The sequence below is a fragment of the Kribbella sp. NPDC049174 genome (assembly GCF_043197365.1).
In the GTDB taxonomy this organism is placed as follows: Bacteria; Actinomycetota; Actinomycetes; order Propionibacteriales; family Kribbellaceae; genus Kribbella.
Window position 1 is genome coordinate 1,820,299 of the sequence record NZ_JBICSZ010000001.1, and the last position, 13,936, is coordinate 1,834,234.

General features: G+C 68.8%; 11 protein-coding genes. 5 read left to right on the forward strand and 6 right to left on the reverse strand.

Going from position 1 to position 13,936, the window contains the following annotated elements; all coding sequences use genetic code 11:
• Positions 1 to 6: 6 nt before the first annotated feature.
• Together ACGFIF_RS08610 and ACGFIF_RS08615 are read right to left on the reverse strand one after the other, a co-directional pair.
• Positions 7 to 3,822, reverse strand: a complete 3,816-nt coding sequence (locus ACGFIF_RS08610) for a glycosyl hydrolase family 28-related protein (protein WP_393152911.1) — start codon at positions 3,820 to 3,822, stop codon at positions 7 to 9.
• Between the two features lie 197 nt (positions 3,823 to 4,019).
• Positions 4,020 to 4,838: an NAD(P)H-binding protein gene (locus ACGFIF_RS08615; RefSeq protein WP_393152913.1), complete on the reverse strand. Its 819-nt coding sequence runs from the start codon at positions 4,836 to 4,838 to the stop codon at positions 4,020 to 4,022.
• A 101-nt stretch (positions 4,839 to 4,939) separates the two neighbouring features.
• On the opposite strand from ACGFIF_RS08615, the gene ACGFIF_RS08620 reads away from it, so the two are divergent.
• Positions 4,940 to 5,323, forward strand: coding sequence for a winged helix-turn-helix transcriptional regulator (locus ACGFIF_RS08620; protein WP_393152915.1), 384 nt, complete (start codon positions 4,940 to 4,942; stop codon positions 5,321 to 5,323).
• 35 nt (positions 5,324 to 5,358) lie between these two features.
• Here the strand turns inward: ACGFIF_RS08620 and ACGFIF_RS08625 are convergent, their stop codons facing one another.
• The 4 genes from ACGFIF_RS08625 to pepN form a co-directional block, all read right to left on the reverse strand.
• Positions 5,359 to 5,772: a hypothetical protein gene (locus ACGFIF_RS08625; protein WP_393152917.1), complete on the reverse strand. Its 414-nt coding sequence runs from the start codon at positions 5,770 to 5,772 to the stop codon at positions 5,359 to 5,361.
• A gap of 187 nt (positions 5,773 to 5,959) precedes the next feature.
• The gene (locus ACGFIF_RS08630; RefSeq protein WP_393152919.1) at positions 5,960 to 6,205 is read right to left on the reverse strand and encodes a hypothetical protein; all 246 of its coding nucleotides are present in this window, start codon (positions 6,203 to 6,205) and stop codon (positions 5,960 to 5,962) included.
• Between the two features lie 32 nt (positions 6,206 to 6,237).
• The gene (gene sepH, locus ACGFIF_RS08635; RefSeq protein ID WP_393152921.1) at positions 6,238 to 7,593 is read right to left on the reverse strand and encodes a septation protein SepH; all 1,356 of its coding nucleotides are present in this window, start codon (positions 7,591 to 7,593) and stop codon (positions 6,238 to 6,240) included.
• Between the two features lie 199 nt (positions 7,594 to 7,792).
• A complete protein-coding gene (gene pepN, locus ACGFIF_RS08640; protein WP_393152923.1) occupies positions 7,793 to 10,249 on the reverse strand; it encodes an aminopeptidase N in 2,457 nt (818 codons plus the stop codon).
• Between the two features lie 34 nt (positions 10,250 to 10,283).
• Between pepN and ACGFIF_RS08645 the strand changes: the two genes are divergently transcribed.
• From ACGFIF_RS08645 to ACGFIF_RS08660, 4 genes are all read left to right on the forward strand, one after another.
• Positions 10,284 to 11,228: an aldo/keto reductase gene (locus ACGFIF_RS08645; protein WP_393152925.1), complete on the forward strand. Its 945-nt coding sequence runs from the start codon at positions 10,284 to 10,286 to the stop codon at positions 11,226 to 11,228.
• Positions 11,229 to 11,463: 235 nt separating this feature from the next.
• Complete coding sequence (locus ACGFIF_RS08650; RefSeq protein ID WP_393152927.1) at positions 11,464 to 12,225, forward strand: YaaA family protein; 762 nt, start codon at positions 11,464 to 11,466, stop codon at positions 12,223 to 12,225.
• Positions 12,226 to 12,375: 150 nt separating this feature from the next.
• Positions 12,376 to 13,191: an MBL fold metallo-hydrolase gene (locus tag ACGFIF_RS08655; protein WP_393152929.1), complete on the forward strand. Its 816-nt coding sequence runs from the start codon at positions 12,376 to 12,378 to the stop codon at positions 13,189 to 13,191.
• A 114-nt stretch (positions 13,192 to 13,305) separates the two neighbouring features.
• Positions 13,306 to 13,935 (forward strand): HNH endonuclease family protein, encoded by a 630-nt coding sequence (locus tag ACGFIF_RS08660; RefSeq protein WP_393152931.1) that lies wholly within the window; start codon positions 13,306 to 13,308, stop codon positions 13,933 to 13,935.
• Position 13,936 lies beyond the last annotated feature (1 nt).

The following is a 13,936-nucleotide window of genomic DNA, read 5'->3' on the forward strand; positions in this document are numbered from 1 at the left end:
TCGCTCCTACTTGGCAGTGAAGTTCGCGGTCAGGACCTGGTCCGTTGCGACGGTAAAGGTGTACGACGCCTGGGTCGAGACCACCGCACCGTCGACGGTCCAGCTCTGGAAAACGCTATCCGATGTTGGCGTCGCCGTCACGGTCACCTGCGCGCCGACTTCGTACGTTCCCGGTTCGGACTCGTTGCCGGCGATGGCTGCGGTGCCTGGGCCGCTGGTGGCGACCTGGATGCTGCGTTGCACGACGTTGATCACCATCACGTTGCGCAGGGTGACCGGCCCGGTGCTGGTGGCGCCGTTGTAGCGGGCGAGGTTGGTCGCCTCGACGTCGCCGTCGACCACCTTCACGGTGTAGCCATCGGCGCCGAGGTTGTCGGTGCCGAGGTTGAACGCGTCGACCTGGCCGCTGTTCACCACGAGTCCGTCGTGGAAGCCGTACGCGAACACGTTGAGCAGCTTCAGCCCGGTCGCGCCGTCGACGGTGACGATCTTGGCGGTCTTGCGCATGTACTTGTCGATGACGAGTTCGAAGATGTTGCCCTCGTTCATCCAGTACGGCTGCTGGTAGCCGACCCGGGTGACCGCGTTCCCGTTCGAGAGCACGCCCTCGATCCGGCCGTTGCGGCCCGGACCGAGCTTGATCGCGTGGTCGAAGAAGGCGCCGGCGACCTTGCGGACGACGACGTCGTCGCCTTGCAGCTCGAGCCCGTTCCAGGTGTTGGGGAAGCCGGCGTTGATGACGTAGTTGCCGCCGGCCTGACCGCGGACCGCGAACGGGTAGCTGACGACGCCTTCCGGCCGGCCGGGGTTGTTGTCGGGATAGAAGACCCGGAGCCCACGCAGCCCCGCGCTCCTGCCGAGGGTGACGAGCGCGGTTTCGGTGTCACGCTCGGAGGCGTGCAGGACCGTGCCGCCGCTCGCGCCGGACTGATCCCGGTTCGGTACGGCGGAAGCCCCGCGCAACTCCACCTTCGCCGGGACGGTCAGATGCGTCGCGATCCGGTACCACCCGGCGGGCAGATAGACGATCCCGCCGCCGTTCCGCCCCGCCTTGTCCAGCACCTTCTGTACGGCGCCCGTCGCATCGGCGGCCGGGAGATACCCGACTCCGTGTGGCGCGTTGACGACGTACAAGGTCTGCTTCGGTTTGGGAAGCGGCTTCTGCTGGTAGGTCGGCGCCGTACCGGACATCCGGTGGACGATCCCGTCGACCGTGCCGGTGAGCGTGGTGCCGGTGACCTTCACGTAGCCGCGCGAGTTGTTCTGGATCGCGTGGTCGCTGCCCTCGATCCGGCCGGCGGCCAGCGTCATACCCCAGCGGTCGTCCATCATGTTGACGAGGATGCCGACATCGGTCCGGCGTACGTCGGGCTCCAGGAAGCTGCCGGTGAACTGGGCGCGCTGCCCGGCGACGACATGAATGCCGACGCGGTAGTCGGTCAGCGTGATCCGGTGGAACTGGTCCCACTCGAGGTCGCCCAGTACGAGGCCGGTGCCGTGGGCCCGGGTCCAGGAGTCCAGCGCCTGGCGTGCGGGCGGGTTGTAGGCGGCCGGTGCGTCCGCCCAGTAGGAGTTGCTGAAGGCAATGTTCTCCCAGGTGCCGACGTCGGCGCCGTTGTAGGCGCGGGCGCCTTCGAGGAGCGCGGTGCCGTGGACGTTGCGGATTGTCGACGATTCGTGCACCTGGCCGGAGCTGGGCGCGTTGCCGCGGTCGTTGGGCATCGTGCTGAGCCCGATCCCGCGGTAGGAGTTGAGCATGGTGACGTCGGCGACGGTCGCCATCATGTAGTTCTCGTTGCCGATCCAGGCGCCGCCGGGGATCTCGAAGGTGTAGTTGTACGGGACCGGGTCGGTGGCGTTCTGGTTCGGGTAATAGGTGGTGACACCGAGCACGCCGGCGCTGCCGCCGATCCGGAACAGGCTCGGCCCGTCGTCGCCGGTCTGCAGATTGGCGATGACGACGGTGCCGTAGTTCGGCGCTTGGCCGTGATCACCGCGCAGTGTGCAGAAGGCGTGCACCTCGATCGTGTCGGACACCTTGTACCGGCCGGCCGGCAGCCAGACGGTGCCGCCGCCCGCGTCCTGGCAGGCGTAGACGGCCTGCTGGATCGCCTTGGTCGAGTCCCGCTTTCCGCTGCGGTCGGCGCCGTACTCGGTGGCGTCGAAGTCGGCGATCACGCCGTCCTCGGTGGGGTTGACCGTCGTGACCAGCCGGGGCTCCGGGGTGACGACGGGGGACTGGCGGAGCTGGAGTTCTTTGACGATGAAGGATTCAGCGCCGGTCATCGCGACCCGGACGTACCGCGTGGTGGTCGTCGCGAAGCGGGTCTTGCTGAACTGGTTGGCGCCCGGTGATCCGGTGCGGCCGACCGTGGTGAAGGTGGTCCCGTCGTTCGAGACCTGGACGGTGTGGTCGGGAGAGTAGGCCTGCGCCCATTCGACGCGTACGTCGTTGACCGGTCGCCGCTTGCCGAGGTCGAGCTGCAGCCACGAGTCGCCTGGGCCGCTGGTCCAGACGCTGCCGTGGTCGCGGTCGTTCACGTTGGTCGCGCCGGTGCCGCTGCTCGCGGTCGCCGTACCTTCCGACGCGAAGTTGGTGTCGACGGGAGTGAACGCATCCAGCTTTCCCTGCAGGGTTTGCAGCGCTTCCTTCACCTGTACGTCGGTGACGCCCGGGGTGGACGCGATCGCGCGGGCGTCGTCGATCGCCGTACGAAGGGTGGCTCGGCTGCCGGCCGGGTACTGGCCGTCGCGGGTGCCTTCACGGGCGGCCTTCTCGATCCGGGCCGTTTCGTCGATCAGGTCGACCAGGCCTTCGGTGACGTCGAGAGTGCTGGCGACCTTGGCGACCCGAACTGCCGCGACCTTGAGGTCGACCGCGCCGTCACCGTTGTGGATGCGGAAGTCGGCGCCGTTCGAGCGGTTCGTCATCACGGCGTCGGGGAGCGCGAAGGTGTGTGTCTTCCACCTCTTGGTGTCGCCGTAGCTGACCAGCTCGGAGTTCTTGAACTTCTCCGGGATCGTCTCGCCGGGGGAGTCGTAGTGCAGACCGAACCGACCGTTGCCCTCGTCGAAGTAGTCGACACTGATCAGAGTCAGACCGGTGCGGTTGTCATACAGGTACGTGTCGCTGACATTCATGTAGAAGAAGTTCGTACCGGGTGCCGGCGCGGTGCGGTCGGTCTGCCAGTACGGGCGGCCGTCCTGCACACCGGTGATCAGGCCCTCCGGCCGATCGCCGGCCCGCGGGCTGATGCCGTTCTGGATCGGCGACGCCCCCAGTTGGGTGGAGGCGCCCGCCGTACTGATCCGGAGACTCGCGACGGTGATGTCGGCGCTGCCGAAGAGCCTGAGGTCGGCGTCGCCGAGGCGGTTGGTGAAGCCGATGTCGGTGAGCGCGAAGGTCCCGGTCTGCCACTGGCCGGTGTTGGCCAACTGGAGGTCGTCCGCGTCCGCCTGGGGATTGGCGGCGGCGTCGTACTGGAGCTCGAGAGTGCCGGTGCCCTGGTCGAGATAGGTCACCGTCACCAGGACGTCGTCGGTGCCGATCTCGTCGACGTAGTCGCGGTCGACGTCGAACTCCAGGTAGCTCGTGTTCGCTGCCTGGTTGGTACGCCAGAAGCCGCGGCCCTGCTCGGTGCCGGTCTGCAGCCCGGCCGGGTCGTCGCCGGCGGCGGGCTGCACGCCGAGAGTGGTCGGGGTGGGTCCGAGGTCGGCGCCGACGCCGCTCGGGTACATCGTGGCGGCTTGTGCTGCCGGCGTGGCGAGCACACCGGCCAGCAGTAGGGCAGGGAGAACCCCCGCGAGCAGGCGTCTGGTCATGCTGAAACCTCCAGGTGGCGGGCCGGAAGTACGCGAAGGCAGCAGCTGCGCGGATAAGTTAAACCAAGCGTGTTACTAATTCAAGAGTCTGCGCGCCGGGAGCAGCAAAGCGGGGACGGCGGCGCTCGCGGTGAAGGCGATCGCCCACCCGAAGCTGTGCGCGTAGGCGGTCGGGGCGGCAGCGCGCCGACGTCGGGCTACTTGAAGACAGCCGCGTGGCGGAGGGCCCAGTCGGCGAAAGTCCGGGCCGGGCGGCCGAGGACGCGCTCGACATCTGGGTTGACGGCCTGCTCTTCGGCGGACGGCGTACCGAGAACGCCGAGGGTGGCTTCCACGACTGGCTCGGGCATGTAGCCGAGCATCCGGCTCTTCGCCTCCTCGCGACTCAGCTCGACGAACTGCACCGGTTCGCCGACCGCCTGCGCGATCGCCGCGGCCTGCTGCCGCGGTGAGATCGGCTCCGGCCCGGTCAGCGTGTAGATGTTGCCGCCATGGCCGGGCTCGCGCAGTACCACGGCAGCGACGTCGGCGATGTCGGCCGGGTCGACAGCCGGCAAGGCGACGTCACCGAACGGCGCCTCGAGCACCCGGCGAGCACGGATCGACTCGGCCCATTGGAAGGCGTTGGAATTGAAGTTGCCCGGTCGGAGCAGGGTCCATTCCAGGCCGGATTCCGTGACGGCATCTTCCAGCTCCGAGGGGTGCCGCTTGGTACCGACGCCTTGGGAGGACAGCAGCACGACTCGCTCGACGCCGGCCGCCCGTACGACGTTCACGACGTCACCGAGATTGCCGTTCGCCAGGAAGTCAGGCGAGGTCAGCAGGAACACCGCTTCGGCTTCCTCCAGAGCCGGCTTGAGGCTCTCCGGCTCGGACATATCGGCCTGGAGGTGGCGAACGCCGACCACCTCACGTTGGAGCCTTCGGGACACCGCCGTCACCTGCTCGCCCGCAGCCGCGAGCGCTTCTACCAGCGGCCGTCCGACATTCCCCGTCGCACCGGTCACCACGATCATGTTCGCTCCTCCAGGTCAGTGCAGTTGGTTGACTGACGAGGACGCTACTTGCGCTGGCATAGTAGGTACCTAGAGGAAAGTATTGGGATAAGGGGCTTCTTGTGATCGACAGCACAGCGGTGGATCCGGTGCAGGCGTGCCCGATCGCGCCGGTGGTCGATGTGGTGTTCAGCCGGTGGACGACGCCGATCCTGTGGACGCTGAACGAGTTCGGCCGGCAGCGGTTCGTGGAGCTCGAGCGGCGGATCGGGGTGATCACGCCGAAGGTGCTGACGCAGCGGTTGCGGCAACTGGAGCGGGACGGGCTGGTCATCCGGACGTACTACCCGGAGGTGCCGCCACGGGTCGAGTACGAGATCAGCGACCTGGGCCGCAGCCTCGCACCCCTGTTCCACTCACTGGCCGAATGGTCGCCCAACCTGGCGAAGGTCGAGGAGGCCCGCCGCCACTACGACACCCACGAGCCGGCTCACCGGCGCCCCTGACCGCGGGCACCGCCGAGTCGCACTCGAGTGAGGCTTCAGGCGGCGCCGACGAGGACTCGCTCGGGTGTCTGGAGCTGGTCGAGCAGGGTGAAGAAGTGGGTGGCCGCATCGGTGAGGCGGAGCAGGCCGGCCTCGTGGGACTGCCAGCCGAACAGCAACTCGCCGTCGATGGTGCGTTCGTCGAGCGGTACGGCGTACCGGCTCAGGGTGACCCGGCTCGGGCCGGTCTGCGGGTGGTGGTCACCGCAACCGCACTCAGCGGCGATGGTGATCGCGGTCAGCGCGTCGGGGGAGTAGCGGCTCATCCGCAGCGTGGTGCCACGCGCGGTGAACCGGATGATCGTTGCGTCGGGCAACTGAACGACAAGCTCCACCGGTACGGCGTGGGAGCCGGGCAGCAGCCGGAGGCCGCGGGACGCGAGCAGATCGGCGAAGGCCGGGAGATTCATGCGGAAGATCCTGTGAGTGCTGGTGTCGGCGGGCGGGCCACGGAAAGGGGCAGGGCCTCGTGCGCCGGGAGACGGCGCGCGTCAGCGACAACAGCAACAACACAGCAGGTGCATGCCGAAGATGATGGCAGAGCGCCCGCGGGATGCCAAACACCGTCCGCCATCTGGGACAACTGTCCGTGATGTGTCAACCAGCCAGCAGTTCAGCCGTCCGCTGCCCGGCCTCCACTGCCGACCTGAAGCACTCCCAGGCGGAAGCGGGATCATCCAGCGCAAGGAAGGCCCAGCCGAGCAGCAGCACACTCCGCTGTCCGTCGTGCTGCGCCTCTTGGAGCGGGAGCCAGCACTTCTCGACCGCGTCTCTTGCGCCCGGATCGCGTCGTACTGCCAGCACTGTTGCTGCCAGGGCAGCTTCCTCTAGACCTGTGACCACGGTCGGCGAACCTACCGGGCCGATGGTCCAGGTCAGTCGGCTTTCTTGCCGAACATGATCTCGTCCCAGCTGGGGACGCTGGCGCGCTTGTTGTTGCGGCGGGCCGGCTTCTTCTTGGGCTCGGCGGGAGTCTCTTCGGTGGCTGCGGACTCAGCACTGGCCGTCTCGGTGGCGGCCTGAGCGGCAGGCTCGGGCTTGGCGGCCGGTTCCGAGGCCGGCCGGGCGGGCTCGGCGGCAGGCTGCTGGGCCGGCGCGGGCTCTTCGACCGGCGCCGGCGGGGGAGTGCGGTCCTCGGGAGTGCGTCGGGTCGGTGCCGACGTACGGCGCTCGGTGAACGGGTTCTCCGGCGCGGCCGCACGCTCCTCCGGAGGAGTCAGGGAGGCGGCCTCGACCGGGAGCTGGGTCGGCCGCTCGACGGCGCGGACCGCCGGACGCAGGGCCGGCGGCTGCTCGATCGGTACGTCGATCAGCGTCGGCTCGGTGTCCGGGTCAGGGACCGAGTGCACCCGGCGCGGACCGCGCTCCGGCTCCCGCGGCGTCTCCCGGGCGGCGAACCCGTCACGCCCGGCATCGCGGGACGCGTCGCGCCCGCTCTCGCGGGCGGTATCACGGCCGCTGTCGCGGGAAACAGGGTGGTTTCGGCGGGGCAGGCTGACCGTGTCCTCGAAGCCGGCCTCGTAGCTGTCGGCGCCGTGGTCGGGCGCGACGGACAGGTCGATGTCGGCCACCGCGGACAGCCGGCGCTCACCGGGCTGATAGGTCGGCTGGACCGGCGGCGGCATCACCTGCGCCTGCTCGCCGACCAGCCAGCGGGCCTCGTCGTCGTCCGGGACCGCGTACCGACCGGGAGCGTCGTACGCGAACATCGCGATCTTTTCTTCCTTCTGCTCCGCCTCGTCGAGACTCTCGACGAAGTAGGAGACGCGCACGGCCCAGCGGCCGTCGTCGCGACGCCACGCGTCCCACTCGGCCGACGCGGGGTCGACCTGGCGGGTACGGAGTCGCTCGGTGACCCAGGCACCGAGGTTGCGGGCCGGGGCGTCGGCGCCGCCGCGACGGCGGACCGAAGCACGCTGCGCGAGGCTGGCGATGTGATCGCGCTCGGCCAGGACAGGGCCGGCGAACGCCATCACGCGTTCCATCGGCATCTGGGCGACGGCTGCGACCGCCTCGGGACTTTCGCCGGCGCGGATACGAGCCTGGATGTCTCGTGGGCGCAGCGCGCTCTCCATTTGAATCTCCAGCTGGCCGAGTCGGGCACGGTCGCCGCGCAGGGCCGCACGCAACCGGTCGTCGACCGGGACGGCGAACTCCTCACCCGTCTCTGCCAGCGCCAGGATGAGTTGCTTGCCATCCTGGCTCAGACCGACGAGCCTCGCCTCGCGCATTGCCTTTGTTCTCCTGTGCGGTTCTCGACAGTCTCTCCCGGGACGTGGTGCCAGACCAAGACCGGCGCGCCGTGCCGCGCGGTCATTGTGGAGGTTACGTCACGAAATCACATCTTGCCTGCTCACAAGGGTCCTTGTGATCACACCAGTCACAGTAGTCACAACACGGTGTGACCGCGACATTCATGGGACATCCAGCTCAGCCGGTGAACACCGAACGGACCGCAAGAGCCCGTTTCAGGTCGTCCACACTGTCGCCGACCGATCGCCGGATGCCGGCCGCGACCGATTCGTCCGCGACCAGGTCCGAGGCCCGCGCGACGGTCGGCTGCTCGACGGCGTACCGGGGAAAGGCAAGCTTGGCGCTGTGGGCGACCACCCAGCCGGACCGCAGCTTCTCGGTGCCGGCGATCTCGGCGAAGTACCGGTCCACGTACGGCGCGGTGAGCTCGAGCTGACCCGGGTGCCAGAAGCCCTCGCACGCGGCGTAGAGCTCGTAGTTCGCGACCTCGGCATCCGTCGCGATCAGCGTCCAGGCGCGCTCCTTGGCCTCCGGCGTCGGCAGTGCGGCGCGGCACCGAACGGCATGTACGACGCCCTCGGACGACGTGTCGCGCTCGAGCTCGGCGTCGATCTCCGGATCGCCGACCGCACCGAGACGGGCGAGCTGAAGTAGAACCGTCCACCGCAGGTCCGCGTCCATCGCGAGTCCGTCCGGCACGCCCTCACCGGTCAGCCAGCCCTTGAGCACGCCGGCCTCGTCGGTGAAACGCACGTACCCACGCGCGACCGCCAGCTGCAGGCTGCTCCCGGCCGGCGCGGTCCGCAGTCGAGCACCGAGTGCGTCGGCCAGCTGACCGCGGTACGGCTCGTAGGGCAGGTAGATGCCGAGCAGGTGCGAGTTCGCCCAGCCGACCATCGTGCCGACCGCGATGTCGCTGGTCTCGTGCGGCAGCATCCCGATCAGGACGTCGAACCCGAGCTTCGGGTCGAGCTCGGCGTCGGCGACGGCGTCGCGGATGCTGTTCAGGACGACGGCCCGCGTCACGCCGTCCGAGATCTTCGGCAGCACCGACGGCAGGTTCGCCAGGCTGTCCGCGTCGAGCCGGATCTTCGCCCAGGTGTCGTCACCCGCGTCCGGGATCACCACCGCGACCGACGGGTCGAGCGCCACCGCCACCTCGTCCGCGTCCAGCAGTACGTCGACCGTCGTACCCCGGCCGTCCGCGTCGTACCCGCCGACCGTCAGCTTGTGCGGACGCTCAGCCGGGAACTCGGTCGGGGCGACGCGGCGCAGCGTGATCCCGGTGTCGGTGCGGGACGCGCTGATCGTGTCGAGGCCCGGGGTGCGCAGCCAGTGCTGGGCCCAGTTGTCGAGGTCGACGGCGCCGGCCGCGGTCCACTTGGCCACCAGGTCGCCGAAGGTCGCGTTGCCGAACTCGTTGGACTGGATGTGCGCCCGGACGCCGGCCAGGAAGACGTCGTCACCGAGGTACGCGGCCAGCTGCTTGAGCACCGCGGCGCCCTTGGCGTAGGAGATGCCGTCGAAGTCGTCGAGCGACGCGAGTGCGTCCTTGACCGGGTCGGCCGCGACCGGGTGGGTGGACGAGCGCTGGTCGGCCTGCAGGCCCCACCACTTCCGGATGAAGGCGAAGTCGATCCAGTTGTCTGTGTACTGCGTGGCGTCGGTCGAGACGCGGTGGGCCATGTACTCGGCGAACGACTCGTTCAGCCAGAGGTCGTTCCACCACTCCATCGTGACGATGTCGCCGAACCACTGGTGCGCCATCTCGTGGACGACGGTCCGGGCCCGGCTGCTGCGCTCGCCATCGGTCACGGCGGACCGGAACACCATCGAGTCGCGGAAGGTCACGCAGCCCGGGTTCTCCATCGCGCCGGCGTTGAACTCCGGGACGAAGGCCTGGTGGTACTCACCGAACGGGTACCGGTAGCCAAACATCCGGTGGTACTCGTCGAAGGACTGCTTGGAGACCGTGAAGATGTCCTCGGCCTCCCGCTCGAGCGCCTCCTTCAGCGACTGCCGCGTGACCACGCTCAGCGGGATCCCGTCGTGGGAATCGGTGATCTGGTGGTACGGCCCGGCCACGATGGTGACGAAGTACGTCGACAGCGGCGGCGTCTCGGCCAGCTCCCAGCGACCGGGGGAGACCTGGGTGGCCGCGCCGTTCCCGAGCACCAGCCACTCCGGCGGCGCGGTGACCTTCATCCGGTACGGCGCCTTGAGATCGGGCTGGTCGAAACACGCGAAGATCCGTGGCGCCGCGTCCAGGAATGACATCGCGTAGGTGTAGACGAGACCGTCCGCGGCGTCGACCGCGCGGTGCAGTCCCTCACCGTCGTGCGAGTAGAGCATCGACGCGACCACGACCAGCTCGTTGTCCGGCTGCAGGCCGGTCAGCTCGAGCCGGCCGTCGTTCAGTCCGGCGACGTCGACCGTCGTGCCGTTCAGCGTCACCGAGACGAGCTCGTCCGGTTTCACGTCCAGCCACGTCGTCGTACTGGCGGCGGTGAACCTGATCGTGGTGGTGGATCCGAACGTCCGCTCGCCCTGGGTCAGGTCGAGGTCGACGTCGTAGGACTGGACGGAGAGCGCGGCGGCCCGGGTACGGGCGCCGTCGACAGTGAGACTCGGCATGCCCGCAACTCTATGCCGTTACTAGGCTGTGCACATGACGGATATGGAGTACCGGCAGCTGGGTGACTCCGGCCTCACGGTCAGCGTGGTGGGACTGGGCTGCAACAACTTCGGGCGGCGCCTCGACGCGACCCGGACGGACGCGGTGGTGAACGCCGCGGTGGACGCGGGGATCACGCTGTTCGACACCGCGGACATCTACCGCGGTGAGCACGGGTACAGCGAGGAACTGCTCGGCAAGGCGCTCGGCAGCCGCCGCGACGAGGTGATCGTCGCGACCAAGTTCGGCGGTGACATGCAGGGGGCGAACGGCCCGGACTGGGGTGTCCGCGGCTCCCGCCGGTACATCCGCAAGGCGGTCGAGTCGAGCCTGCAGCGGCTCGGCACCGACTGGATCGACCTCTACCAGCTGCACTTCCCGGACCAGGTCACCCCGATCGAGGAGACCCTGGCGGCGCTGACCGAGCTGGTTGCCGAGGGCAAGGTCCGGTACATCGGCAGCTCGCAGTTCGCCGGCTGGCAGGTGATCGACGCCGACTGGGCCGCGCGCACCGCCGGCCTGGAGCACTTCATCAGCGCGCAGAACCAGTACTCCCTGCTCGATCGCGACGTCGAGGACGAACTGGTCCCGGCCTGCGAGCACCTGGGTATCGGCATCCTGCCGTTCTTCCCGCTGGCCTCCGGACTGCTCACCGGCAAGTACAAGCGCGGCGAGGAGGCACCCGAAGGCAGCCGGCTCGCCACCCAGCCGGAGCGGCTGGCGCGGGCGGACTTCGACAAGATCGAGGCGCTCGAGACGTTCGCGGCCGAGCGCAACCTGAGCATGATCGACGTCGCCATCGGCGGCCTCGCGGCCCAGCCCGCGGTCGCGTCGGTGATCGCAGGCGCGACCAAGCCGGAGCAGATCGCGCAGAACGTCGCCGCCGGCCTCTGGGACCCGACCGCCGCCGACCTGGCCACCTTGGACGAACTCACGTGACAGTGTTGAATGCCGCGCCTCCGGCACGGGTGTCATGGGGCTTTGACTCCCAGCCTTCCCTCGTCGCTCCAGTCGCTGTGTTGGATGCCACGCCTCCGGCGCGGCGGGTCATGGGGCTTGAACTCCCGGCCTTCCCCCGTCGCTCCAGTCGCTTCGCTCCCTCCGCTCCTCAGTCCAGGCCGGGAGGCCCCATAACCGGGCTCCCTACGCTCCTCAGTCCAGGCTGGGAGGCCCCATGACACTGATTCTGCTGCCACCGTCGGAGGGGAAGACCGGACGGTCCCGGGGGCGCGCTGTCGACCATGCGTCGCTGTCGTTCCCGGAGCTCACTCCTGTCCGTGAGCAGGTCCTCGACACTTTGGCGAAGGTCTCCGCTTCCTCCGACGCGTACGACGTACTGGGTGTCGGCGCTTCGCTTCAGCACGAGGTCGACCGGAACACCCGCTGGCGCACCGAGCCGGCCGTGCCGGTGTCGGAGCTGTACTCGGGCGTCCTGTACGACGCCCTCGGCTACTCCACCCTGTCCGCCGGCAGCAAGCGCCGGGCCGGGAATCGCCTGCTCGTGGTGTCCGCCGCGTGGGGCGCGTTGCGGATGGCCGACCGCGTACCGCCGTACCGGCTCTCCATGGGTACGACGTTGCCCGGCCTCGGACCGCTCGCGTCGGTGTGGCGCGACCCGTTGGCCGTCGTACTGGCCGGGACCGACGGGGTGATCGTCGACTGCCGTTCGTCCACCTACGTCTCCGCCTGGCGCCCGAGCGGGGACCAGGCCGCCAAGTGGGTCTCGGTGAACGTGGTCCGCGAGCGCGGCGGCGTCCGGTCGGTCGTCTCGCACAACGCCAAGCACACCCGCGGCCTGGTCGCCCGCCACTTGGTTGAATCCGGCAAGGATCCGGGGACGCCGAAGGCGCTGCACAAGCTGGTGAGCGAACGCTGGAACGCCGAGCTCGAGCGCACCGGTGCCGGCTGGACCCTGACCGTGGTGGAGCACGGCTGAGTCTGCAGCATTTCGGTACCGAGAAGCCTTGTAAATAAAGGGTCGGTCCGGATTCTTGACAGCGCTGGGGTGGCGGCGGACGCTCCGAAGAGAAGCCGTTTCGGCGTTCTCGCTGTGGGTGACGGCGGGACTCCAAAGGGGGAAAACATCATGCGGATCAACCGTGTCGGCGCTGACATCAGCGTGCTGAGTGACCAACTGCCAGTGCCGGGGATCGGCTTCCTGCCGATCAACGCGTTCGTGCTGATGGCGGCCGAGCCGTTGGTGATCGACACCGGGTTGAGCCTGCCGGACCGCGGATTCATGGACGCGCTCGGCTCGGTGGTGGATCCGCAGGACGTCCGGTGGATCTGGCTGACCCACCCGGACCGGGATCACACCGGTTCGCTGTTCGACCTGCTCGAGGCGGCACCGCAGGCACGCCTCATCACGACCTTCGTCGGCGCCGGGATCATGTCGACCGAGCGGCCACTGCCGATGGACCGGCTCTACCTGCTGAATCCCGGCCAGTCGCTCTCGCTGGGCGACCGGACGGTGACGGCCTTCCGGCCGCCGTTGTACGACAGTCCGGCGACCGTCGGTTTCTACGACGACCGCTCGCGGGCGTGCTTCAGTTCCGACTGTTTCGGCGCGCCGATGCCGACGTCGGAGCTCGCCGACTGCGGTGATGTCAGCGACGCTCCGCGGGACGCGCTGCGTGGTGGACAGCTGCTGTGGGCAACGCTCGACAGTCCGTGGGTGCACAACGTCGACCAGGGAGCGTTCCGGCGTACCGTCCAGCCGCTCCGGGAGATGGATCCCGACGTCATCCTCAGCAGCCACCTGCCGCCGGCGCCGGGCCACACGACGGAGTTCCTGGACCTGCTCGAGACGGCACCGCAGGCCGATGCCTTCGTCGGACCGGATCAGCACGCGTTGGAGGAGATGCTCGCCGGCTTCGAGCCGGCCGCACCGGCACCGGCCTGAGCGGGACCGTTCACGCGGCTTTCATCGGTAGGTGGTTTCTCACGCCGAGTGATCGGGGAAGGCTGAGGGCAGCACGTCAGGGGGGACCCGCCCGACCCTTCGGAGGCCTGACTGATGCGACGCTTCACCACCTTGATGATCACTGCCGTCGCCACGGTGACGGCGTGGGCCCTCGGCGCCGGACCGGCGCTGGCCTACCCACCGACCCCGCCGTCGGCCAGTACGGCGGCCACCCAGCTGGCGGGTCTCACGGTCAAGGCCGAGGGCTCCACCAGCGGCTACAGCCGGGACCTGTTCCCGCACTGGATCACCCAGTCCGGAACCTGTGACACCCGCGACCAGGTGCTCAAACGCGACGGCACCGGCGTCACGGTCGACAGCCAGTGCGAGCCGACCGCCGGCAGCTGGTACAGCGTGTACGACGCCACCTGGGTCGAGGACGACTCGTCGATCGACATCGACCACATCGTGCCGCTCGCCGAGGCGTGGAAGTCAGGTGCGAACACCTGGAGCACGTCCCGCCGTCAGCAGTTCGCCAATGACCTGACCATCGCGCAACTGATCGCGGTGACCGCATCGAGCAACCGCTCGAAGGGTGACAAGGACCCGTCCGCGTGGAAGCCGCCGAACACCTCGGTGCACTGCATCTACGCCCGCGAATGGATCTGGGTGAAGCACACCTACGGCCTGTCGCTGCAGTCGGCGGAGAAGACCGCCCTGCAGCAGATGCTCGGCACCTGCTGAG